9 protein-coding genes are annotated in these 25216 nt (G+C 66.2%); 2 read left to right on the top strand and 7 right to left on the bottom strand.

The genetic code is table 11. The features are described 5' to 3' along the window. Positions 1-123: 123 nt before the first annotated feature. Complete coding sequence (locus tag ACQR2C_RS05395) at positions 124-735, bottom strand: TMEM175 family protein (RefSeq protein WP_434880646.1); 612 nt, start codon at positions 733-735, stop codon at positions 124-126. A gap of 159 nt (positions 736-894) precedes the next feature. Next, the gene (locus tag ACQR2C_RS05400; RefSeq protein WP_434880647.1) at positions 895-1701 is read right to left on the bottom strand and encodes a hypothetical protein; all 807 of its coding nucleotides are present in this window, start codon (positions 1699-1701) and stop codon (positions 895-897) included. 372 nt (positions 1702-2073) lie between these two features. Here ACQR2C_RS05400 and ACQR2C_RS05405 point away from each other — a divergent pair, with 372 nt between their 5' ends. Then, complete coding sequence (locus ACQR2C_RS05405) at positions 2074-3975, top strand: acyltransferase family protein (RefSeq protein ID WP_434880648.1); 1902 nt, start codon at positions 2074-2076, stop codon at positions 3973-3975. On the opposite strand, the gene ACQR2C_RS05410 is transcribed toward ACQR2C_RS05405, so the two are convergent. Further along, entirely contained in the window at positions 3972-5870 is a 1899-nt protein-coding gene (locus ACQR2C_RS05410) for an acyltransferase family protein (protein WP_434880649.1), read from the bottom strand. The two genes, ACQR2C_RS05405 and ACQR2C_RS05410, sit on opposite strands and share 4 nt — an antisense overlap. A gap of 168 nt (positions 5871-6038) precedes the next feature. Between ACQR2C_RS05410 and ACQR2C_RS05415 the strand changes: the two genes are divergently transcribed. Next, positions 6039-6590, top strand: a complete 552-nt coding sequence (locus ACQR2C_RS05415) for a hypothetical protein (RefSeq protein ID WP_434880650.1) — start codon at positions 6039-6041, stop codon at positions 6588-6590. A gap of 110 nt (positions 6591-6700) precedes the next feature. Here the strand turns inward: ACQR2C_RS05415 and ACQR2C_RS05420 are convergent, their stop codons facing one another. The 4 genes from ACQR2C_RS05420 to ACQR2C_RS05435 all read right to left on the bottom strand — a co-directional run bounded on the left by ACQR2C_RS05420 (position 6701) and on the right by ACQR2C_RS05435 (position 25216). After that, positions 6701-21757: a VCBS domain-containing protein gene (locus ACQR2C_RS05420; RefSeq protein ID WP_434880651.1), complete on the bottom strand. Its 15057-nt coding sequence runs from the start codon at positions 21755-21757 to the stop codon at positions 6701-6703. A gap of 411 nt (positions 21758-22168) precedes the next feature. Beyond that, positions 22169-22486 (bottom strand): hypothetical protein, encoded by a 318-nt coding sequence (locus tag ACQR2C_RS05425; protein ID WP_434880652.1) that lies wholly within the window; start codon positions 22484-22486, stop codon positions 22169-22171. Between the two features lie 113 nt (positions 22487-22599). Further along, positions 22600-23280: a transglutaminase-like cysteine peptidase gene (locus ACQR2C_RS05430; RefSeq protein ID WP_434880653.1), complete on the bottom strand. Its 681-nt coding sequence runs from the start codon at positions 23278-23280 to the stop codon at positions 22600-22602. A 601-nt stretch (positions 23281-23881) separates the two neighbouring features. Beyond that, positions 23882-25216 (bottom strand): HlyD family type I secretion periplasmic adaptor subunit, encoded by a 1335-nt coding sequence (locus ACQR2C_RS05435; protein WP_315801020.1) that lies wholly within the window; start codon positions 25214-25216, stop codon positions 23882-23884.

Below are 25216 nucleotides of genomic sequence, written 5' to 3' on the forward strand. Positions count from 1 at the left end.
CGTGTGAGCGCATGATTCGTCAGCGTTTCAGCGCCATCGCGGCTCGGCAACGGGGCGGTCTCGGCCCTGGACCAGCGAGTTCAAGAACGGAAGCGCGGCGGGTCTCACGGCCCGCCGCGTTTTTTATGGCAGCTCCGCCTTCTCGCCGGCCAGCGCCACCGGCGGGCTGCGGACGAACCGCCGCGCCAGGAAGCCGCCGAAGCCGAGCATCCAGAAATACTGCACGTACTCCGGGGCAATCGCCGCGATGACGATGCCCGGCACGAACACGATCACGGGAAAGATCGCGCCGGCGATTTCGGCATGGCGGCCACCGGGAAGCGCGAGCCACCACAGCGCGGCGTTCAGCGACGCAATGATCGTCAGATGCAGGCCATAGAGGACGGCCACCGCGCTGCTCAGCCTGTAGCCGCCGTAGAGCCCGTTGGTCACCGGCAGCAGCACGATCGACAACAGGAAGAACAGATTCAGGATGACCACGGGCCGGCCCGCGAACGGCTGCCGGGCCAGCCGCCGGTGGTGGCTGATCCAGAACACGCCGGCGATGATGAAGCTGAGGACCAGCCCGGCGAGCCGCCCGGAATAAGTGTGCACCAGGTCGATCCAACCGGGCATATGCGCGAAATTGGGCTTCGGCAGGTCGTAGGCGAGAAGCGTCATCGCAACACCGAAGATGGTGTTGGAGAGCGATTCCAGCCGGCGCATCTCGAACAGGTCGGACTGAGGCTCTGCCATGTCGAATCGGAAGCAACCGCGGCGAGGGACGGAGATGAGGACTCCGGTTCTATAGCAGCTCCGGCGCCGCGCTGCTCGACTTCGCTGCCGCCCTTGGGCGGCAGGCCGTCACGTCACTCGCCGCCGGCCTCCAGACCACCGGCCCTCGAGCGTCAGCGCTCACCGGCAGGCATAGGTGTGGCCATCGAAGCCGCGATAGCTGTGCGTCGCCGGATTGTAGCTGCGGAACTGGACGCAGGCCGGCAGTCCCGCGGTGCGCAGTCGCGGCCTGCCCTCCGCCTGCAGCCGGGCCGAGGTCGGGGTTGCGGTGGCAGGCCTTGCCATCACGATCATCGGCCGGCTGGCGACCATCCGCGATGTCCTGCCGGCATCCTTGACCGCTGCATCCCTGGCGGCAACCACAACGGCCTGCGCCTGGGCCGCCTTGCCGGATGACGGCTTGGCCGATGATGCCCCGGCTGGGGATGGCGTCGTCGCGGGCGGATTGGCCGCGGCCGTTCTGGGAGAGGACGGCTTGGCAGAAGACGACTTGGCAGAGGGCGGCTTGGTCGCTGGCGCCGCCATCGATGGCGATTTCACGGACGGCTTGGTCAGGGAAGGCTTGCCGGCGACTGGCTCTGCTGCCGCAGCCTTCTGAACCGCATCCTGCTTGTCCGTAACTGCGGCCTGCTTCGGCTCAGCCGACGCGGTGGGTATCGTCGCAACCGCTTCCGCAGCCGCGGCAGGCTTGACCTCGGGACCGGCCGGAATGTCGGCGCTGGCCGCCTGGCTCGGAACGGATGGCGCAGGATCGACCGACGCGGTCTTGTCGTCAGCTGGGGTCTTGTCCTCGGCGACGGGCGCCTCGACCGGCTTCTTGATCAGCTTCTTGCAGTCCAGCGGGAACACCAGCTCGCCCGATGCCGTCAACCCGATCGGCTCGCATCCGCCGAACGGCCCGCTCTCCTTGCCCTGATCCTTGGCCACCTCGCCTGCGGGTGGTGAGGAGCCGCCGGGCTCGGCGCTTCGCGCAAGCGAAACGCCAACCACAACCTGAAATAGAACAACGCCGCACAACAATCCGGCCCGGCCGGCCTTCTGCCCCAATGTACGCATGACACGCTCGCTCGACGCATGAACTCCGGCAAGGCCATCACGCCATTGAGGCAAGTCTGTGAAGGCAAGCCGCGGATTCCCGCTGCGATCTCAATTCGATGGCATTGTGTCCTGTTTGCACGACCAACGGTGCCGCAGGAATCCCTCAATGCGGTTGCAATCGGAGCCTACCAGGGTCGCCTGCGTGCAGTGACCGTCGGGGATTGACGGCCGCCGCCAGATGCGAGCGTCCGGACAGAACCCTTGAGCGCAACCGGCTATCGTCCCGACATCGACTGCCTGCGCGGCTTCGCAGTGATCTCGGTGATCGCGTTCCACTACGACATCTCGCCGTTTCGCAGCGGCTATGTCGGCGTCGACATCTTCTTCGTCATCTCGGGCTTCCTGATCACGCGGATCATTCATGCGGAGGTGCAGACCGGAACGTTCTCGTTCGCGGCGTTCTACCGGCGCCGTGCCCGGCGCATCCTGCCGGCGGCCCTGGCGATGCTGTGCGTGACCCTGCTCGCCGCCAGCGTGATCCTGTTGCCTGGGGACGCGGTGTCGGTGGCGCAACAGGCGCTGGCCGTGCTCGTCTTCTGCTCCAACATCCTGCTGTGGTCGCAGCAGGGCTATTTCGACGCCGCCGCCATCACCAAGCCGCTGCTGCACACCTGGTCGCTCGGGGTCGAGGAGCAGTACTATCTGCTGTTTCCCATGCTGGCGCTCGCCGCCTTCGCGCTGCGGCGGCCGCTGATGCTTGCGAGCTTCGCCGGGCTTTGCGCGACCTCGTTCCTGCTCTGCTTGATCCAGACCCGGCTGCAGCCCGCCGCCGCGTTCTTTCTGTTGCCGGCCCGGGTCTGGGAGCTCGCGCTGGGCGCGCTGCTGGCCGTGGAAGCCCTGCCGGCGCCGCACAGCCAGTGGCTCAGGATCACTGTGGCCGCACTGGGCTGGATCGCGCTCGGCGCCGCCGTCAACCTGTTCTCGCCGCACACGCCCTATCCCGGCACGGCCGCGCTGCTGCCGTGCCTCGGCGCCGCCGCCGTGATCTGGGCCAATCCGTCCCCGAGCAAGGCCGTGCTGACCGCGGTCAAACCGATGATCGCGGTCGGGCTGTGGTCCTACTCGCTCTATCTCTGGCACTGGCCCGTCGTCTCGCTGGCGACGGCGGTCTGGGGTCCGCCGAGCTCGATTCAGCACAAGCTGGCGCTGCTCGGCGCCTGCACCGCGATGGCGCTGACGAGCTTCTATCTGATCGAGCAGCCGGCGAGGCAGGCGCAGTCGCCGGTCACGGTGCGCGCGCTGGTCGCGAGCGCATCGGTCGTGCTGCTGGCCTCACTCGCGATCATCGGGCTTGCCGGATTTCCCGCCCGCTTCTCGCCGCAGGAGCGGACGCTGGCGGAATTCATCAGCTACGACCATCAGTCCGCCTATGAGAGCGGCACCTGCTTCCTCGATCCGGGCCAGACCTTCGAGGCGTTGCAGCCGTCGTGCCTTGCCAAAGGCCCGCGCCCGCGCATCCTGGTGTGGGGCGACAGCCACGCCGCTCACCTCATCCCTGGCCTGAAGCGAGCCCTGCCCCAGGCCTCGCTGCTGCGCGCCAGCCTCGCGCAATGCGTTCCTCACGCCGAAGCAGGCCAGTCCGCCGCCTGTGCGGATTTCAACCGCCGGCTGCCACTTCTGGTGCGCGAGCTCACACCCGACATCGTCGTTCTCTCGGGCAATTGGACGCGCACCGCGATGACGCCGGCCGCACAGGCGAGCCTGCTCGCCACGATCAAGGCGATCACGGACATCGGCAGCAAGGTGGTGGTGGTCGGGCCGAGCCCGCAGTTCGACCGCCCACTGCCGCATCTGCTGATTGCCGCGAAGCGCTTCGGCGTCTCGACCGACGGGCACATGCTGGATGGTCTCGGCGAGGTCGACGGCTTCATGCGTGTTCTGCTGAAGGATTCAGCGCGGACCGACTACGTCTCGCTGCTCGCGCTGCTGTGCCCGGCCGGAGATTGCGCGCTCCAGACCCCAGACGGCGCGCCGCTCGCCTGGGACGGTGGCCATCTCACGGCGCAGGGTTCGGAGCTCGCAGGGCCACGGATCGTCGCGGCGTCGCCGGCATTGGCCGCGGCCGCAAGCGCGCCGCAACTGACGGCGAACAGCGCCAACTAGTCGTCCGACAGGAACCTCGCGAACACCGGCGCGGCGCGCTCGCCCATGCGCTGGGCCCCGGCCACGGTGAAATGGCCGGCATCCTGGAACAGCCACACGCCATCCTCGACGACCGGGCAATCCTGGTCGCAATAGACCTCCGAGGGCCTGAGCAGCGTCACCTTGGCGAGCGGCCTGATCGCCTCCGACAGGACGGCGTCGATGACGCGGTTGGTCGCGATTGCCTCGCTCTTCGGCACGGCATCGCACGGCTTGGCGGGCGCGTGCCAGCGCGGCCCCGGCAGCATGCGCAACTGATCGAAGGCGCAATTCACCGGACGGACCTGGCCGCCGACGACGAGGAAATGCCGGCCGGGCCGATCGAGCAGACGGATGGTCTCGGCGAGATGACCGGCGACCGCGGCGTTGCGGGTCCGCGCTGCCGGCCCATCACCGAGATCGAGATAATACTGCCATGCCTGCCCGATCACGACGAAATCGGCCGGCGACTGCCGGATCCGCGGCAGCTCGCTGTCGCGCAGCTCGGCGCAGACCTGGGCGCGAGGTCCCTCGGCGGTGAGCCCCGCGAGGGTGGGACATCCGCTCATGGTGGAGACGTGCCCGATCATGCCGCGCGCCTTCAGCGTCGCATCGAGCGCGGCGACATATTGCTGAACGTAGGAATCGCCGAGCAGCTCGACGCCGCGCGTACCCTCGAGATCGCCGAACGCACACAGACGGCCGACGGCGCGGCCGCATTTGTTGAGGCCGAAGCCCTGCAGCTGGAACAGCGCGAGCTGATCGTCGGGCAGCCGCGACACGACGCCGTTGGCGCGGAAAGTGACGTGGGTGAGCGCGGCACCGACGATAAGCACCGTCGCAAAGCTCGCCACCTGCGCGACGCGCGGCCACGGCAGCCGCCGCAGCGGCCGCTCGACGATGGCGAACATCAGCGTGGTCAGCACTGCCATCAGCGCGAGCTGCGCTGCCAGTCCGGCCGCGGTCTGCGCCGCATCGCCGAAGATGAAGCGGACGAAGAAGATCACCGGCCAGTGCACGAGATAGAGCGAATAGGAGGCGGCGCCGATGGCGTGCACCGGGCGAGCCATCACCAGCGACGTCGGGGCATTGGCCGCAATGATGACGGCCGTGGCGATGCAGGGCAGCAGCGCGGCGACGCCTGCCTGGGACTGATAGTAGCCGATGAGGAGAAGGCTGCCGAACAACAGAACATCACCGCAGGCGGCGGCGAGAGAGCGGGCGCGCGGCGACGCTGCCAGGCGAGCCTCGAGCGGAATGGCGAGCGCGCCGATGGCGAATTCGAACACCCGGAATGGCGTCAGGAAGAACACGGCGTCCGGATCGCGCGATGACCAGAGCGCGGCCGCGGCAAGGGACAACAACCCGATCGCGGCAATGGCGCGGAACACATGCCGGCGCGTGCCGAGCCACATCAGCAGCAGCGGCGCCAGCGCGTAGAATTGGACCTCCGCCGACAGCGACCACAGGTGCAGCAGCGGCAACTCATCCGCGCTCGGCGCGAAATAGGCGCTGGCCTCGCGCCAATACTGGATGTTGGCGATGGAGAGCAGCCCATGCGTCGCCTCCTTGGCGAGCTGGCGCAGGGCTTCCGGCGACAGGAACAGCCAGCCGACCGCGAACGTGGCCGCAATGGTTACAACCAGCGCCGGCAGGATGCGCCTTGCCCGCCGCAGATAGAACTCCGACAGCGAGAAACGCCGCGCGGCGACATCGCGCAGGATCTGCCCGGTGATGAGATAGCCGGAGATGACGAAGAAGATGTCGACGCCGGCATAGCCGGCCTCGAAGCCGGCGATCTTCAAATGGAAGAGAACGACGATGACGACAGCGATCGCCCGGAGGGCATCGATGTCAGCCCGATGACTGCGTTCCAATGTCGTCCACTCCGCGCATTCCTCGAGGCGGACGAGTTGCGCAGACACGGATGGCAACAGCGGGAAACAGTCATGACGTCATCGGACCCATCCGATGACACCGCGCCGGCGATGCCGTGGCGGACGTGAAGGAAGTTTGCTGGAGTCGGCCGCAAGTTCGGCAATCCGTTGAACGATCAGCTCGAATACGGCAATCTGGCGGCGCTGAGGGACAATGCGGGGCTGAGGGCGGTGATGAACCTGTTGCGAGGAGAATGGCGGTCAGCGTTCGCGGGACTGGCCGTCACGGCGCTGCTGGCGGCGGCCACCGTCTCCTCGGCGCAAGCCCAGACGCCGGCTCCCGGCGCCTCAACTCCCGTGCCTGCTCCCGCTCAGACCACGGTCGAGCGCAACGCCAAGGGCGTCGCCGGCAAGCCGATCCAGGTCGGCATCTATCTCAACGTCCAGCCCGACTGCTCATCCGGGCCCCTTCCCGCCATCCGCCTGGTGACGCCGCCGGGCAACGGCACCGTCACGATCAAGCGCGGCAAGGTCAGTGCCACCAACTACAAGCAATGCCTCGCCCTGGAAGTGCCGGGCTTCATCGCCTTCTACCAGTCGAAGGCCGATTTCGCCGGCACCGACACGCTGACGCTGGAGGTCAAGTTCCCGCAGGGCCGCACCGAAGTGCAGCGGATCATGATCAACGTCGGCGTCGGGCCGGCGGGGCAGAAGATCTGAGCCGCAACGCATCGACGGCGCGACGACGCCTCCAGCGATGAAGCCGCCTCCAGCCATGAAAAAGGGCCGCCTCATCGGCGGCCCTTTTGCTCGTCCGACGCCGGCCGGGATCAGACGTGGACCTGCGTCTGGGCGTGGCTGTTGTCGAGGATCATCTTGATGACGTCGTCGCCGCCCGTGAGGTTGGTGCCGGTGTCCTTGATGGTCGCCACATTGGTCCAGCCGGAGCCGGTATTGACCTGCAGCGTCAGGTCGCCGTTGTTCAGCACGCCGCTGCCATTGGCCGAGGCGAGGCTGGAGTGCCCGCCGCCGTCGACGAAGCGCACCGCGTCGGCGTGGTTGCCGGACACGCTCGCCAGCAGGCCGGAGAGGTCGATGACGTCGCCGGAGGTGCCCGTCTGGAAGTCCAGGATGGTGTCGAGGCCGCCGCCGGCCAGGTCACCGGCGTTCCACTTGAACGTATCCGAACCGCCGTTGCCGGTGAGCTGGTCGGAGCCGGCGCCGCCGATGAGAACGTCAGCGCTGCCCGACCCGATGATCGTATCATTGTAGTTCGATCCGATCACGCCTTCCATATTCTTGTAGCTGTCCGTGCCGAGACCGGGAATGGACACGTTCGTGGCGGTCGAGCTCTGAGTCAGCGTCAACGTAAAGCCGGCCGTCGCGTCGGAGAAATCGAGCAGGTCGATCCCTGCCCCGCCGTCCATGGTGTCGTTGCCGCCACCGCCGCGGATGATGTCGTCGCCGTCGCCGCCATTGATCGTGTTGGCAGCACTGCTGCCGATCAGGATGTCGTCGCCCGAGCCACCGGTCACGCGCTCGATGTTGGCGATCGAGCTGAAGCCGGTGGCGGTGCCGGCTCCGAGATTGACCGTCACGTCATCGCTGGTGATATAGGTCAGCGTGTCACTGCTGCTGCCGCCGAGATCGGCGGTCACCGCCTCGATATTGCTGAGCTTGGTTCCGTTGACGTCGGTGATGACGCCGCCGGCCAACGTGACGTAGATCAGATCCTGCGACGACGTCCCCTCGATGACGAACGTATCAGTGCCAGTGCCGCCGTCGACGATGTCGACGCCGTCATTGACGCCCCAGTAGAAGGTGTCGTTGCCCGAGCCGCCGATCGTGACGTCGTTGCCGCTGCCGCCCCGGATCGAGTCGTTGCCGGCGCCGCCATTGATGTAGTCGTTGCCGGCGCCGCCGAGCAGCGTGTCGTTGCCGCCGAGGCCGTAGATGCCGTCATCGTCGGCGCCGCCATTGAAGTTGTTGCCGCCGCTCGACCCGATCATCACGTCGTAGCCACCGTTGGCGTTGGCCTCGAGCGGGTTGTCGACCGTGGCGGTGATCGCGTCGCCGTCATTGGCGCTGTAGCCGGACAGCCAAGGTGCCGAGCCGGTCACATAGGACTTGTCCGACAGCGAGTTGATGGTGAGATTGAAGGCGCCATTGTCGAGCGCGTTGAAGGCCAGATAGGTCGACACGGACGACACCGAATCGGTGGCCGTGACCTTGTAGACGTACAGGCCCGCGTCGTTGTTGTTCGGATCTCCGGTGAACTGATTGCCGGTCCGGTGGATCCAGCTGTCGTCGCCGGTCGAGCTGTAGACGAGGCTGTAGGTGTAGGTGACCGTCCCCGTTCCGCCTGAGAACAGCGTCGCCGCATCCAGGCTGATGACGTTCGGCGAGTCGATGTTCTTCGACAGCGCATAGCGTCCATCGGCACTCGTGGTGTCCACAACCGACAGCGGCGCGGGCTCATTCGTGCCGTTGATGGTCACGTCGATGACCTGGCTGGCCGTGCCGTCGACCGACTTCACCGTCAGCGTGTCGTGCTTGACGTCGCCATTGTTGAGCGCCTGCACGTTGGCCGCCGAGTTGTTCAGCGTATAGCCCCAGGCCCCGGTCGCCGCATTGAAGGTGAAGGTGCCATACGTCCCTGCCAGCGACGCCGGCGTCTGGAACTGGGCTTCGCCGCTGTCGACGTCGGCAACCGTCAGGGTGCCGCCGGCCGTGAGCGTGCCGTCCTCCTTGACCGTCCCGCTTGCCGTTCCGGTGATCGACGCCGCATCGTTGACGCCGTTCACCGTGACGGTGACGGTCTGCATCGTCGTCCCGCCATGGCCGTCGTCGATCTTCACCGTGTAAACCTGATCGATGTGGTCGCTGGCGCGCAGCGACTGGATGTCGGCGTCGTTGACGCTGAACGTCCAGTTGATCTTATGACCGGTATTGTCGACCGTGGCGTTGAACGAGCCGTAGTAGTTGCTGCCCGCCGGGGTCGTGGTGGTCACCGTCTGGGCGTCGCCGTCCACATCGGTGAAGGCGATCGCGCCGGACGCCTTCTCTACGCCCGGCGTCAGGGCCGTGCTCGGTTGCACCGAAATGTCGTCGATGACCGCGCCGCCCGCGCTCGCGAACTTGATGGTGGTCGACGTCGAGGTTGCCGTGAACTGGTAGGTCTGCTCCGTCCAGCCGAGGTTCCACGCGCTCGTCGTCAGAATGGTCGTTCCGTCGACAGCCGATGTCACGGCCGTGCCGTAGGTCATGACGTAGAAGTCGACGGTATAGGTCATGCCGACGACGGTGCTGATGGTCTGGCTCATCGAGCTCGATGCGCCGTAGAAATCGGCCGAGCCGCCGTCGGTGCGGCCGCCCACGACGGTGACGGCATGGGCGCCCCCGACCGTCCACGCATCCAGCGTATAGAAGTTGCCGTTGTAGTAGCCGAACGAGCCGTTCTGGATCAGGTTGCCGGTCGGCGCCGCATACGAGGCGTCCTCGGTGACGCTCGCCGTGGTCGTGCCCGCCCCGAAGGTCGGCGCGTGGTTCGGCGCGGTGACCGAGCCGGTCTGGCCGCTGGTCACGTTCTCGGCAAAGCCCTGGCCGTCGGTGTAGGTGACGTTGGCCGAGATCTTGTGGCCGACGTCGTTGGACCCCAGCGTGTAGGTCGAGCCCGTCGCGCCGTTGATGACGGCGCCGTCCCGCAGCCAGTGATAGACGACGTTCGACGCGGCGCCATCCGGATCGCTGCCGAGATTGGCGGTCAGCGTCTGGCCCTGCGTCGCCGTGCCCGACACGGTCACCGTCGCAGCGCCGTCATTGACCGGCGTGATCGTCAGCGTGAAGGCATCCGAGGCGGCATACTCGCCGTCGCTGGCATAGACTGTGACGTTGATGGCGCCGGCGAAATTCGCCGGCGGTGTACCGCTGAAGGTACCCGTCGTCGCGTCGAAGTGCAGCCACGCCGGCAGGGCGCTGCCGTCGCTCAGGTTCGCCGACAAGGTCAGCGGACCATTGCTGCCGTCGAAGCGTCCATCGACGTCGGCGAAGGTGTTGGACGGGATGGCGAAGCTGAACGGCTGGTCTTCCGCCGAGCTGCGGTCGGCCAGCGCGTTCTGCAGGGTCGGCGCGTCATTGTTGCCGATGATCTGGATCGTCACCGTCTTGGCGGTGCCGTCCTCGGTGTAGACCGTGAAGCTGTCGGTCAGCGTGGTCTGGTTTTCCTTCAGCGCCTGGACGGTCGGATTGTTGTTGTAGAGCCCGTAGGTCCACTTGCCGTCGCTGCCGATGTCGAACCAGCCGTAGCCATTGGCCGTGTTCGAAGAGGCCGCCTGCCACACGTCGTTGTGACCGTCGACGTCGGTCGAGTTGAGGTCGCCGCGGGCGATGCCGTAGAGCGGGCTGCTCTGGCTGTTGGCGATGCCGCCCTCCTCGGCGATCGTGCCGGTGGCATCGCCGCTGATCACGGCCGCGTCGTTGACGCCCGTGACCGTGATCTTCAGCGTCGCGGTGTTCGACACGGCGCCCGACGGGTCCTTGTCGGTATAGGTGAAGGTGTCGATCGCGTTGACGCCTGCGGCCAGCGCATCGGACTTGTCGGCGACATAGGTATAGGAGCCGTCCGAATTCAGCGTCAGATGGCCGTAGGTGCCCTCGATCGAGGTGCCGACGCCCGCCCCTTGCGTCACGCTGCCGGTGCCGGCGACGACGCCCGAGACGACGAGCGAGCTGACGGGGGTGTCGACGTCGCTATCCGCGGCCGAGCCGCCGGTCGAGCCGCGGATGACGCCATTCGCCGCCGAGATGTTGAGGCTGCCATCCTCGAGCACCGCGTTGGTGTCGGAGTTCGCCACCGGCGGGTGGTTGGCGGGGATGACCTCGACGCTGACCGTCTGCGTGGCACTCAGATTGCCGCCGCCGACATTGCCGTTGTCGTTGATGGTGATCGTGACCGACCCCGGATGGTCGCTGTTCGGCGTGAAGACGGCGGAGGCCAGATAGGTGTTCAGATCGCTGATCTTGAACCCGCTCATCGTGAGCGTCTGGCTGGCGTCGAAGACGCCGAGAGACGGGATCGAGAACGTCCCGCCGGAGATATCGAACCTCACGGACTCGACGACATCGCCGTCCGCGTCGGAGAAGGTGATCGCGTTGGCGCCGGTGAAAGCGAACCCGGCGCCTTCATTGGCGGTCACGTGCGTCGGGGCGTGGACCTCGGGTGCATCGTTCACCGGCGCCACGTTGATCGTCAGCGTGCCGGTGTCCGTCTGTCCGGCCGCGTCACGCACCGTGTAGTCCACGGTATCCGCGCCGTAGAAATCGGCCTTCGGCTTGTAGACATAGGTGCCGTCGGCATTGAAGTGGATGGTGCCGCCCTTGGCCGTCGTGAAGTCGCCCGGCACCACGCTCAGCGTGTCGCCCGTGTCCGGGTCGCGATCGTTGTGCAGAACGCCCTGCACCGGATTGGACACCGTCAGCGTCGTGTCCTCGTTCACGCTGGCTGTGTCATCCACGGCCGTGGGGGCATCTTCGATCGGATTGATGTTGATCGTGATCGTCTGCGTCGCGCTGAGATTGCCGCCGCTGCCGGTATTGCCGTTGTCGTTGATGGTGATCGTGACCGATCCCGTCGTGTCGTTGTCGGCGGTCGGCGTGAACACGGCGGAGGCCAGATAGGTGTTCAGATCGCTGATCTTGAACCCGCTCATCGTGAGCGTCTGGCTGGCGTCGATGACGCCGAGTGACGGAACGGATAGCGTACCGCCGGAGATGTCGAACCGCACGAACTCGACGACGTCGCCGTCCGCATCGGAGAAGGTGAACGCGTTCGCGCCGGTGAAGGCGAATGGCGTATCCTCGTTCGTCGTCACCTGCGCCGGCGCATGGATCTGCGGCGCGTCGTTGACCGGGGTGACCGTGACGTCGATCGTCTGCAGCGCGGTGTTGGCGACATCGGTATGGACGTTGCCGTCCGACAACGTGGCGTGGTCGGCGACCTCGGCGACGACCGACAATGAGAACGTGCCGTTGTAGTTTGCGGGCGGCGTGACCTGCAGCGGATGGCTGTCGAACGCGGCAATCGCTGCAGCGTCGTCGATCACCCATTTGCCGGCGTCGGCGCCGGTTCCCGCATGGCCGACCGAGAAGGTCGCCCCGGCCGGATAGCCCGAAATCAGCAGCCGCACGCTTTCGGAGCCGTCGGTATCGGTGACGGCGGCGCTGATGAGCTTCAGGTCGATCGTCTGATCCTCGGCGCCCGAGGCCGGGCCGAGGTCCATGAAGCTCAGCGTCAGCGAGTCGGCCTTCGGCGCGACGTCGACCGTGACATGCGCGGTCGCGGTGCCGCCATCGCCGTCGCTGACCGTGTAGTCGAAGCCGGCAACGCCGGAGAAGTTCTTGTCCGCCGTGAACACCGGGTTGCCGTTGCTCAGCGACACCGAGCCATGCGTCGCGTTCGACACGCCGGTGACGGTCAAGGTGTTGTTGTCGACGTCGGTGTCGTTGTTGAGAAGGCTGAGCAGCGCGTTGACCGTGAGCGGGCTGTCTTCGCTCGCTTGCACCACATCGTCGTGCGCCACCGGCGGCGTGTTGAAGACGCCGGTCAGCGTGCGCGTACCGTCGGTGAAGGCAAAGCTCTCGTAGTTGGTAAACGTGTCGGTCAGGCCGTTGTGGGTGACCTGCACGCCGATCAGCGTCACGCCGTCCGCCGCGAACACCTTGGTGTAGGTCGCGTCGGCAAACTTGAAACCGAACTTGACGGTGTCGCTGTCGGCGCCGCCGTCGGACACGACGCTGGTGTTGCCGGCAAACCGGACAAGATCCAGCGTGTCGTTGCCGGAGCCGCCGTTGAACACGATGGTCGACGGCGCGATCGCGGTGCCGCTGATATCGGTGATCGTCACCGTGTCGCTGGCGGTGCCGCCGGTGATGGTGATGCGCTCGATCTCGTCGGCGCGGATGGTCGCGCCGTTCGGACCGTCGTAGCGCACCAGAATGTCGGTGGCGTTGCTGGCCGAGGGGTCGTTCAGCGTCGGATTGATCTCGGTGCCGGTCGAGGTCTTGCCGATGGTGAAATTGCGGGCATTGGCATCGCCGGTGATCGCGAGCACGTCGTAGTTCGGATAGGCCGCGCCGGACTCCGAGCCGCCGTCGACGACGTCGCTGCCGTCGCCAACGGTGTACAGGAAGGTGTCGTTGCCGGCGCCGCCGAACAGCCGGTCGTCGCCTGCCCCGCCCTTGATGACATCGTTGCCAGCACCGCCATACAGCGCATCGGCGCCGCTGCCGCCGACCAGGATGTCGTCGCCGCCGGAACCGTGGGCCTCGGTCACGCCGCCCAGCTTGTCGGTGCCGACGACCTTGTCGGTCACCGCGGCACGGTCGGTCACGCTGTGGGCGCCGACCGTCTCGCCGAGAACCGTCGCCGAGCTGTCGCCGAGATTGATGAACACCGGCGAGTTCGGCGCGTCATAGCGCGTTGTCGTCACGGTGCCCGCGGCATCGACCCGGATGGTGAAATTGTTGGTGAAGACGTCGTGGTCGCGATCCTCGACCGCGAACGCGAAGTTGAGGTCGAGATACTGGTCGGCAGCGGCCGAGGTGCCGATCGGCGCGGGGTGATCGAGCGGCTGCAGCAGAATGAAGTTGTAGGAGCCGGTGCCGGCTTCCGACAGCGTTACCGTGAACACCGCTGCATCGGCGGCGTTGCCCGTCACCAGGCCGTTCTGGCCGATGTAGCTGCCACCGCTCATGCGATAGGCGGTCAGCGTCGTATGATCCGCCGACATCACATAGGTCAGGCCGAAGCCGAGCGAGGTCAGCCCGGAGAGCTGGTGATTGGCCGCATCGTAGACGCGGACCGGCGACGCGCCGAAGAAGGTCACCGACGGACCGGAGCTGTCGCCGTCGGCTCCGTAGGTGATGCGCAGATCGACCGCGCCGGTCGAGACATTGCCGGCCGCCTCCGAGACGGCGACGGTGTCGACATCCTGTGACTGCGGGGCGTCGTCGTTGACCGTGATGATGATCTGGTCGTGCAGCGCGACGGAATCGCCGTCCGAATCGGTGGCGGTCACCGCCGTCGACAGATCGAGCGTCAGCGTGTTGTCATGGCCGGTGCCGACGTGGTCCAGCGCGCCCTTCAGACGGAACGAGTACTGGCCGGTGTTGGCGTCGACCTGGAACTCGAAGATCGTGACGCTGCCAGCCTTGGCGATCAGCGTGTTGTCGGCGCCGATGCTGTAGGTCAACGCCACGCCGCCCGACGTCAGCGACAGCAGCTCGGGCGCGAGGTTGGTCTTTTCGACCGTATAGGTGCCGGGCTTGTCGGCGCCGAATGACACCAGCGAGCTCAGATTGCCGGTGAAGTAGGAATCGTTGCCGTTGCCGTCCCCGTTGAGGTCGCCGCCATGGTTGCCGGTGGCGGTCACCACCGTGCCGTTCGGCAGCTCGCTCTCGTAGACACTGGCTCTCAGCACCGCCGCGGTCGCGACAGGGGTGTCGTCGTCGATCGTCACCGCGAATGACGAGCTGGCGCTGTCGCCATCCGCATCGGTGGCGGTGAAGCCGAAGGTCAGCTTGACGTCGTTCTCGTTCTGGCCGGCCGGATGATCGACATGCTTCAGCAGCGTGAAGCTGTAGCTGCCCGCGCCGGAATCATCGAGCGAGACCTTGAACACCTGGCTGGCCGTCGACGGCGGATTGCCGTTGGTCGGATTGCTGCCGGTGTAGCCATAGACCGTAGTGCCGACGACCCAGAGCTTGACCTGGACGCCGTCGACCGTCAGCAAGCCCGCGTCCGAGGTCGCGTTCTGACCGTTGGTGATGCCGCTGAACGCGACCGCGCGATTCACGCTGCCGCTGTTGTTGTCGTCGGCGCCCCATGAGATCGCCAGCGAACCGTTGGCCGTGACATTGGCGCCGGCGACGTCGCCGGTGGCCGGTCCGGTGTTGCCGCCGGAAAGACCGTCCTCGTCGACGGTCCCGGCATCGGCCGTGCCGATCGCGGGCCTGCCGTTGTCGTCGTTGATGGTGACGGTGAAGTTGCCGCCGGAGGCGGTATCGCCGTCGGCGTCGGTCGCGGTGAAGCCGAGCTTCAACGCCAGTGCGTTGGTCTGGCCCGAGCCGACATGATCGACATTGTCCAGGAGCTCGAAGGTGTAGCTGCCGGAGCCATTGTCGGACAGCGTGATGTGGAACACCTTGCGGTCGTTCGTCGTGAGCTGGCCGCCATTGTCGTTGGCGACGCCCCAGATCTCGGTGTCCGACACACGGATGAACTGCACCGCCGTGCCGTTCGAGGTCAGGGTCGGGCTGCCCGCGCCGGTGGTCTTGACCACATCGCCGGTATGGATCGCGCTGTCGAACGCCACGCTGCGATTGGCCGCGCCCGAATTGTTGTCGTCGGCGCCCCAATTGATGTTGAGCGCGACATTGGCCGCAGTCTGGGTCTGGAACACCTCGGCGCCGGCGGATCCCGTGGTGTTCTCGGTCAGCGTCGCCGCGCCCGCCGAACCGAGCACCGGCACGTCGTCCTTGACCGAAACGGTGAAGCTGTTGCTGGAGGTGTCGCCGTCGCCGTCGGTCGCCGTGAAGCTGAAGGACAGCTTGACGATGTTCTCGCCGCTGCCGGCGGGGTGATCCAGGGTGCCGAGCAGCTTGAAGCTGTAGGAGCCGTCGTTCTGGTCGCTCAGCGACACTTCGAACACGCGGGTGCCGTGAGCGAGATCGCTGCCGGTGTAGCCGACCAGCACGCCGTTCTCGAAGCTGTACTTCACCGTCTGGCCGTCCGACGTCAGCGTCAGATTGTGGCCCGCGCTGTCCTCGGCGTCGACATTCGCGCCGGCGCTGGTGTAGCGGAAGGTGACCGAGCGGTCGCCGAGCCCGCCGCCCGCGGTCTTGTTGCTGTCGTCGGAGCCCCAGTTGATGTTGAGGTCGCCGCTGACCGAGGTCGACTCCTTGGAAGAATCGGTGCCGCTCGGCAGATCGTCCTCGTCGACGGTCCTGGCATCACCGGCCGCCGCCACCGGCGCGGTGTCGACCACGGTGACCTTGAAGCTGCTGCTGACGCTGTCGCCGTCGGAATCGGTGGCCTTGAAGCCGAAGGTCAGCGGCAGGCTGGTGCCGTTCTGGCCGGACGCCGGGTGGTCGATGTTGTCGTACAGCGTGAACTTGTAGCTACCGTCGCCAGTGTCGGACAGCTGGATGGTGAAGACGGTGCGGTGATCCGCGGTGACTGCCGTCAGCAAGGTGCCGTCGCCGGAGATCGTGTAGCTGATCGCCGAGCCGTCGGAGGTCAGGCCCGTGGCGCCGGCGACGGTGGTGAAGGCCACCGCGCGGTTGTGCCCGACACCCGTATTGTTGTCGTCGGCGCCCCAGGAAATGGCGAGGCTGCCGGTCTGGACGGTCGAGTTCGACGCATCCGGGTGGCTCGTGTCGTAACCGTCGGTCGGCAGATTGGCCTCGCTGACGGTCTCGTCCTCGGCGCAGCCGACGGTCGGCACGTCGTCGGTCACCGCAACCGTGAAGCTGCTGGTGGCGCTGTCGCCGTCGGAATCGGTGGCCTTGAAGCCGAAGCTCAGCGCCAGGCTGTCGGCACCCGACTTGCCATGGTCGAGGTTGTCGAGCAGCGTGAACTTGTAGCTGCCGTCGCCGTCATCGCTCAGCGTGACGGTGAAAACAATGCGGTGGTCGGTGGTGACCGCGCTCAGCGTGGTGCCGTCGGACGAGACCACATAGCTGACCGCATAGCCGTTCGACGTCAGCCCGTCCGGTGCGGTCGTATTGAAGAACGCCACCGAGCGGTTGTTGGTCGCGCCGGAATCATTGTCGTCGGCGCCCCAGGAAATCGCGAGATGCCCGGTCTGCACGGTCGAGTACGGCGAATCCGGGAAAACGACGTCGTAGAGATCGGTCGGCAGGTTGGATTCGCTGACCGTCTCGCTCTCGGCGTGCCCGATCGTCGGGACGTCGTCGACGACGGTGACGGTAAAGGTGCTGCTGCTCGCATCGCCGTCGGAATCGGTCGCAGTGTAGTCGAAGGTCAGCTTGACGACGTTGCTGCCCTGCCCCGCCGGATGATCGAGATTGCCGAGCAGCTTGAAGGTGTAGGTGCCGGTGCCGTCGTCATCGAGCGAGACCTCGAACACGCGCTGACCGGAATTGAGGCTGTTGCCGGTGTAACCGACCAGCACGCCATGATCGAAGGCGTATTTCACCTGCTGACCGTCCGACGTCAGGCCGCTGAGACCGACATCGCTGCCGTTGGTCACATGGACGTCGGCGGCGGCGTTGGACGTGTTGGTGAAGCGGACCGAGCGATCGGCTGCGCCGTTGTCGTTGTTGTCGGCACCCCATTTGATGTTGAGCGCGCCGGTCACCTGGGGATCATGGCTGCCGCCATCATGACCGCCGAAATCGGGGCCGCAATCGCCGCCGCCGGCGTTGAGATCGGCTTCGTTGATGCTCTTGGCCGTCCCGGTATGCGCCTCCGGGCTGTCGTCGTTGACGCTGACCTTGAACGTGCCGCCGATCTGATCGCCGTCGGAATCGGTGGCGACGTATTTCAGAGTCAGCGCAATGCTGTCCTCGGTGTTGGGCACCGGGTGGTCGAGATTGTCGAGCAGCGTGAAGGTGTAGGAGCCCGAATCGAGATCGGACAGCTTCACCGTGAACACGGCGGCATTGGCCTTGTTGCTGGTCCAGTTGCCGTTGCCGTCGATGTAATGCTGTCCGTCGAAGCGGTAGGCCGTGATCAGCGTGCCGCCTTCGCTGACGGCGTAGGACAACGCGACGCCGTTCGACGTCAGGTGCTGCGCGGCGAGCGAGGAGGTGGCGTCGGAGGCGAAGGTGACGGCGCGGTCGCCGTTCACCGGTGACGCACCGGTGATCCCGACATTGCCGAGATTGTTGGCGCTGTCGGCGCCCCAGGAGATGCCGAGAGCACCCGTTGCGACGGTGTTCTGGCCGGGAACGTCGCCAGGCCCGCCCGCGAGCCCGGTGGCAAGCCCGTCCTCATCGACCACGCCAGTCGCAATCTCCCGGTTCAGCACCGGCGCGTCATCGTTGATCTTGATCTTGAAGGTGTCGGAGACCGCATCGCCATCCGAATCCGTGGCGACGAAGCCGAGGGTGAGCGTGACGTCGTCCTCGGTATTGTGGCCCGGATGATCGATGTTGTCGATCAGCGTGAAGCTGTAGGACCCCTGCCCCTGGTCGGACAGCGACACCGTGAACACCGCGGCCTTGGCCGGATCGCCGGTTGCATGGCCCTGGCCGTCGACATAGGTGTGATGGGCTTCATCGTAGCGGTAGGCCGTCAGCAGCGTGCCATCGGCTGACACGGTGTAGCTCAGCGCCACGCCGTTCGACGTCAGATGCTGTGCGGTGAGCGTCGAGATCACGTCGGAGGCGAAGGTCACGGCGCGGTCGCCGTTCACCGGCGCCCCGTTGATGCCGCCGTCGACATGGCTGTTGGCGCTGTCGGCACCCCAGCGGATGCCGAGGAAATCGGTCACCGTCAGATTGGCGCCCGCAGCGTCCTTGCCGTCCGCATAGGAGTTGCCGGGATTGCCGAGACCGTCCTCGTCGACCACGGAATAGCTGACGCGCTCGCCGAACACCGGGGCGTCGTCGTTGACCTCGACATTGAAGCTGCCGTGGATCGCATCGCCGTCGGAATCGGTGGCGACGAAGCTGAAATTCAGCCCCTGATTATCCTCGCTGCCGTGGACCGCGTGATCGAGATTGCCGGTGAGATTGAAGGTGTAGGAGCCGTTGTCCTGGTCCGACAGCGACACGGTGAACACCGTGGCGCTGGCGAGGTCCTCCGTCGGCTTGCCGTTCGCGTCGACATAGGTCTCGTGGGCGGCGTCGTAGCGATAGGCGGTCAGCAGCGTGCCGTTCTCGGAAACCTGATAGCTCAGCGCCGTTCCGTTCGACGTCAGCCCCAGCTCCTCGAGCGAGGACACGGCGTCGGCAGCGAAAGTCACGGCGCGATCACCCTTGACCGGGGCGCCATCGATGCCGCCGTCGACATGGCTGTTGGCGCTATCGGCGCCCCACAGGATCGCGAGCGACCTGGTCACCGTCAGATCGGCGCCCACGACGTCGCTGCCGTGCGGATAGCTGTCGCCGGCATTGCCGAGGCCGTCCTCGTCGACGACGCCGGCACTCGGCGCATCGCCGAACACCGGCGCGTCGTCGTTGACCTTCAGGGTGAAGCTGTCGGTGACCGCGTCACCGTCCGAGTCGGTGGCGACGAAGCCGATGTTGAGCGTGATGTCGTCCTCGGTGCCGTGCACCGGGTGATCGAGATTGCCTTTCAGCTCGAAGGTGTAGGAGCCGTGGTCCTGATCGGACAGCGACACGGTGAACACCGTCGCATGGGCCGAATCCGTCGCCTTGCCATCCGCGCCGACATAGGTCTCGTGCTCGGCGTCGAAGCGATAGGCCGTCAGCAGCGTGCCGTTCTCGGACACGACATAGGTGAGACCGAAGCCGTTCGAGGTGAGATTCTGGGCGTCGAGCGTCGCGACCACGTCGGCCGCGAAGGTCACGGCGCGGTCGCCGTTGACCGGCGTGCCATCGATGCCGCCATCGACATGGCTGTTGGCGCTGTCGGCGCCCCAACGGATGCCGAGCGTATCGGTGACCTTCAGGTCTTCGCCATAGGCGTCGCCGTCGTCCTTGTAGCTGTTGCCGGCGTTACCGAGGCCGTCCTCGTCGACCACCGAATAGCTCGGCTTCTCGCCGAAGGTCGGCGCGTCGTCATTGACCTTCACCGTGAAGGTGTCGGTGATCGCATCGCCATCGGAATCGGTGGCGACGAATCCGATGTTGAGGGTGATGTCGTCCTCGGTGCCGTGCACCGGGTGATCCAGGTTGCCCGACAGCGCGAAGGTGTAGGAGCCGTGGCCCTGGTCTGACAGCGACACCGTGAACACCACGGCGCCCGACAGACCCTCGCCTTCCAGCGGCTTGCCGTTGGCATCGACATAGGTCTCGTGCGCGGCATCGTAGCGATAGGCGGTCAGCACGGTGCCGTTCGCCGACACGTCATAGCGCAGGGCAAAGCCGTCGGAGGTGAGATCCTGCGCCTCGAGCGAGGCCACCACGTTCGCGGCGAAGGTGACGGCGCGGTCGCCGTTGACCGGCGCGCCGTTGATGCCGCCGTCGACATTGTTGTTGGCGTCGTCGGAGCCCCAGCGGATTCCGAGCGTATCGGTGACCGTCAGGTCCTCGCCATAGGCATCGTGGCTGTCGGCGTAGCTGTTGCCGGCATTGCCGAGGCCGTCTTCGTCGACCACCGAATAGCTCGGCTTCTCGCCGAAGCTCGGGCCGTCATCGGCGACGTTGACGGTGAAGGCGCTGTTGACGGGGTCGCCGTCGGCGTCGGTTGCAACCACCTTGAAGGTCAGCGGCAGCGACGCGTCGTTGGCGCCGTTGTGGTCGATGTTGTCGGACAGCGTGAAGGTGGCGCTGCCGGAGCCGGTGTCGGACAGCGACACGCTGAAGATGGTGCGCGCGCCCTCGCCCTCACCTGCCGTCGCGATGATCTCGGTGCCGTTGGCCGACAGCGTGTAGGAGATGGGCTCGCCGTTCGAGGTCAGGCCCAGCGCCTGCAGGGTCGCGATCTCGGACGCGTCAAACACCAGCGAGCGGTCGCCGTCGACCACGGTGCCGTTGGAGCCGCCATCGACCTTGCTGTTGCCGTTGTCGGCGCCCCAGCCGATGTGGAGGTCCACGCTCGCGGTGGTCGGCTCGAAGCCGTCGCCGCCCGAGGGCTTGGCGTCGCCCACGATTTTGGCGCCGAGCTCGCTCTCCCCGCCGCCCTCACTGCCGCCGCCGGTGTGCTCGGCGACATTGATCGCCTCGACGGTGCCGGCGACCGGCGAATCGTCGTTGATGCCGATCACGATCGTCACCGGCGCGGTGTCGCCGCTGCCGTCGATGGCGATGACGTTGAAGGTGAGGTTCAGCGTGTCTTCGGTGCCGAAGACCGGATGATCGAGCGGCTGCAGCAGCGTGACCGTATAGGTGCCAGCAATCGTCGAGTTGGCGTCGAGCGTGACGGTGAAGACGTGATTGGCGACGATCGAGGGATCGCTGCCGATATAGCCGATCAGCTCCGGCTGGCCGTTGACGGTGGTGATCGCAAAATGCACCTCCTGGCCGCCGGAGGTCAGTCCGGCGAGACCGGGCTGCGACGCCGCGAACGCAAAGGCGCGGCCGATCACGTCGGTGCCGAAGTCGACGTTGAGCGAACCGGTGAAGCTCGTCGCCACGCCGCCGATGTCGCCGCTGCCGCCGGGCCGGCCCTCGGACAGTCCGTCCTCATTGAGCACGACGCTGTCGGCAACGCCGGCGATCGGCGTCGGATTCGGCGTGACCGGCCTGTCGCCGAATTGAGTGCCGATGTCTTCGGCTCCCAGGAGCCCCAGCGGCGTGCCGACAGTCAGCGGGTCGACCTTGAACGTTCCGAAGTTCGCGCCGGCAGGCACGCCCGGCGCTCCGGGCGTCCCCGCGGCCGGCAGCACCGACTGGTCGGTGGTGATCGGAAACAGTTCGGCAAACTGATCGCCATTGATGATTCGATCGGGGCCGACTTCGAAGCTGACGTCCTTCAGCGGGGCGCCGTTGGTGTCGAAAACCGGGTCGATCGAGACCGTCGACTGATTATCGAACAGGATGATCAGGCGGTTGCCGATCTTGACGAAGGTCAGCCGCTCGCTGGCAATGTCGCTGAAATCGATCTGGTTCGGGCCGTCGAGATGGACCGTGACGGCTTGGTTGCCCTGCGGCTTCCCGATCTTGAGGTGCTTGGCCGAGGCGCTGGATGGCTGCGTGGACGTGCCGGTCAACTGGGCCAGCAGGACAGGAGCATTCATGCGCCAAAACCTCCAAATATGGGGCGCTTTGGTGGCGCCCCATTTCTATCGTTAAACTATTATTAAACGAGAATACGGGTCAATATTACCGGTTCTTGTTAATCAGACTTTAGGGACTTTGGGTAAATGCAGTCAAGTGCAGCGGCATTTGCGAAGGTAAACAAGGCTGTGCCTATGCTTCCGCCTAAGGGGCGGAGCTGCCTGAACGACAAGAATAAATGGAAGCGAGGCCTGCAGAATTACTGCCAATTCGCAGTTATTCGATTGCGCAATACTCGGGGAACAACACGCACGCTGTTGGGAATAAGAGCTTGCCGCCATCAAACGGCCGAAATGGAACCGGCCTCTCGCGAATTATTTGCGAAAGGCAGGAATTATTCTTGAAGAGGATTGAAGTCGCGGCAGATTGCCTCAGATGCGACTGACGACGCAGGCCACCGGTTCGTATTTGCGGAAATACAACAAAGCCTGGTCACCGATGCCATCGAGCCACACCCCGCGGCCCGCATAGCGATAGCCGTCGCCCATCGGGACGAGACGAACCGGAATCGCGCGGTGGGGATGGAGGTAGAGCTGTGCGGTGACGATCTCGCCCGGCGCAAGCACGCGGTGTGAGCGCAGCATGTAGCTGCCGCCATTCTCGCAGGCGATCGAAAACGCAGCGCCCGGCAGCATCACCGCGTGAGCCTGTGCGCGGCCGATGAATCCACCGATCGCCGCCAGAGCCAATGCCCCGCAAACCATGACTTGCTTGATATTCACTGCGGCCCCCTGCGCGCCAGCTTCCCTGCGCGCATTAAGACCGCAAACGACTTCGGCTACAAGTCGTCCGCCTGCGACATTCAGAGCAGCAGCGGCCGTCCCGGATCCCGGCCGCCACCGATATCGGCTTCCGCCGCCGGCGCGACGTCGCTCTCGCTCTCGTGGTGCGGACGCTCGGCATAGGGCGCCGCGAACAGGCTGACGCCGCGGTGATCGATGGCGAACAGCGGCATGAACGACTGCAGATCGCGGCCTTCCATCAGCGCGGCCCGCCGGTTGTCGAGCATGGACCATTTGCCGTCGAGCCGCACGGCGACGACGGCGTGATCCTGCCGCACGGCGAGGTCGCGGACCAGCAGCAGCTTGAGATCCGATTCGGGCGTTCCCGCCGCCAGCAGCAGCGCGTATTTGGCGATCGCGTAATCCTCGCAGTCGCCGAGGCCGCTGCGCAAGGTCTGCAATGGCGAACTCCAGACGTCCGGCACGCCGTGTTGCTGGTCGTCGCTGACGTAGCGCACCGCCTGGTTGACGCCGCGATTGATCATTTCCGCGCGCGCGCGGCCGTCGCCAGCCGCAGCCGCCGACCGCGTCAGCGCGACGAAGATCCGCTCCGACGCCGAGCAGCGTGCGTCGTCGCCGTTGCAACGTTCGACCGAGATCCGCTCGCTTGCCATCGCGCCCTGGATGCCGCGCCATTTCACCCACAGCACGCCCTCGGGGGCACGGAACGTCATCAGGCCGAACGGCTCGTCGCTTGGCATCGCGACCGCTGGTGCCTGCGGGGCGTCGCTGACGATACCGGCGCGCCCGGATGCATCGGTCGATGCGACTTCCACGGGTCCAGAGGCGGAGCGACGCAGGCCGTCATGCTTGGCAAGCACGGCATTGATTGTGAAGAAACGGACGGGCGGCGGCACCGGCAGCGCGCTATCCGCAGTGCCCTGCGCAGACCTGCGGTTTGAAGTCTCGGCAAATGCGGCGCCGGCGCAACCGGCCCCCACCGACAAGGCAAGCACAAGCCCCAGCGCGCGCGGGAGAACCCGCGGCCGATCGATCCGCAACATCAGTGACGCCCCGTATGCTCCGGGGCATCGGCCGACGTCATCGCGTCGATCCCTGTCCCGGTCGTTATCGGATCAGGGATAGGGCCGGCGCTGCTTCGGGCCGGTTAAACCGCAATGATGTTCGCCGCCAAGCTGCGAACGCGACTAATCAAGGCCAACCGAACCGTGTCGCATTTGAACGATTCAGATTCTGGTAACGCTGCCCGCCGCTCGGGGCGGGCCCGGATGAGCGCAGCGGCGCCGGTGGCACGCATGCCTGCGCGGAGCCCGTACCCAGCGCGGGCACCCTGCTCCTTGCTCAGCGCTCGCGCAGCGCCTCGTCGCGCAGCATGCGGGCGGGCTTGACCAGATAGTCCAGCACCGATTTCTTGCCCGTCAGGATCTCGACGGTCGCGACCATGCCCGGGAGGATCGGAAGCGGCTGCTGGGCGGTGCCGAGATGGTTCTTCTCGGTGCGCACCATCACGCGATAGAAGGTCTCGCCGCGCTCGTTCTTGTCGCCCTTCTCGTCGGTGATCGTGTCGGCGCTGATGCGCTCGACGCGCCCGTGCAACGAGCCGTACACGGATGAATCATAGGCGCTGAGCTTGACCACCGCCTCGTGGTTGGGGCGGATGAAGGCGATGTCCTGCGGACGGATGCGGCCCTCGACCAGCAGCGTGTCGTCGAGCGGCGTGATCTCCATCAGGCTGGCGCCCGGCGCGACCACGGCGCCGATGGTGGTGACGTTGAGCTTGTTGACGATGCCGCGCACCGGCGAGCGCAATTCGGTGCGCCGTACCCGGTCCTGCGCCGACTTGATGTTCTCGTCGAGCACGGCGAGATCGCCGCGGGATTTCGCGAGATCGTCTTCGGCCTGGGCGCGAAAGGCGGTGACGATGTTGAGCCGGCGCGAGCGCGCCTCCTGCACCGCGGCCTCGGTCTTCACGATGCTCGCCTGCACCACCGCGAGTTGCCCGCGCATGTCGGTGGCCTGGCGGTCGGCACGTAGCATCTCGATCTCGGGCACCACCTTCTGGTCATAGAGCTTGCGGGTCAGACCCAGCTCGCGATTGAGCAGCGCCAGCGTCTCCGAGAAGCGCTTCTCGGTCGCCCTGAGCTCGTCGATCTCCTTGCTCTTCTGCTGCTCCTGCTGCTGCACCACGTCGACATCCTGCGCGAGCTTGCGCGCATGGGCGTCGAACACCGCGCGCTCGCTCTGGACTGCGCGCGGGGCGTCGGCGACGAGGTCATCGGGAAACGCGACCGGGCTACGGCCCTCGGTTTCCGCCGCGAGCCGGATCACCCGGGCCGCCATCGCGCCGCGACGCTCGCGGATCTCGCCGAACTGCGAGGCAAAATTGGTGTCCTCAATCCGCGCCAGCGGCTGATCCTTGTCGACGATCGCGCCTTCCTGCACCAGGAGATCGGCGATGATGCCGCCTTCCAGCGATTGCACCACCTGGGTCTGGCGCGACGGCACGACCTTGCCGTTGCCGCGCTTGACCTCGTCGAGCACGGCGAAATGCGCCCAGATCAGGAAGGTGAAGAACAGGCCGAGCGAGGCGAGCAGCAGCATCCGCGCCGTCTTCGGCGTGCGCAGTTCGACGGCGGCGCGGATGTCGTTGGAGAACGCGAAATCGCTGTGCGCCAT

Origin of the sequence: Bradyrhizobium sp. HKCCYLRH3061, from assembly GCF_051168015.1 — a bacterium.
Lineage (GTDB): Bacteria > Pseudomonadota > Alphaproteobacteria > Rhizobiales > Xanthobacteraceae > Bradyrhizobium.

Bases quoted from the DNA above. Each gene is read 5' to 3' on its own strand.
- ACQR2C_RS05420 (WP_434880651.1), bottom strand. From the start codon at position 21,757: ATGAATGCTCCTGTCCTGCTGGCCCAGTTGACCGGCACGTCCACGCAG.
- ACQR2C_RS05395 (WP_434880646.1), bottom strand. From the start codon at position 735: ATGGCAGAGCCTCAGTCCGACCTGTTCGAGATGCGCCGGCTGGAATCG.
- ACQR2C_RS05435 (WP_315801020.1), bottom strand. From the start codon at position 25,216: ATGGCGCACAGCGATTTCGCGTTCTCCAACGACATCCGCGCCGCCGTC.
- ACQR2C_RS05430 (WP_434880653.1), bottom strand. From the start codon at position 23,280: ATGCCAAGCGACGAGCCGTTCGGCCTGATGACGTTCCGTGCCCCCGAG.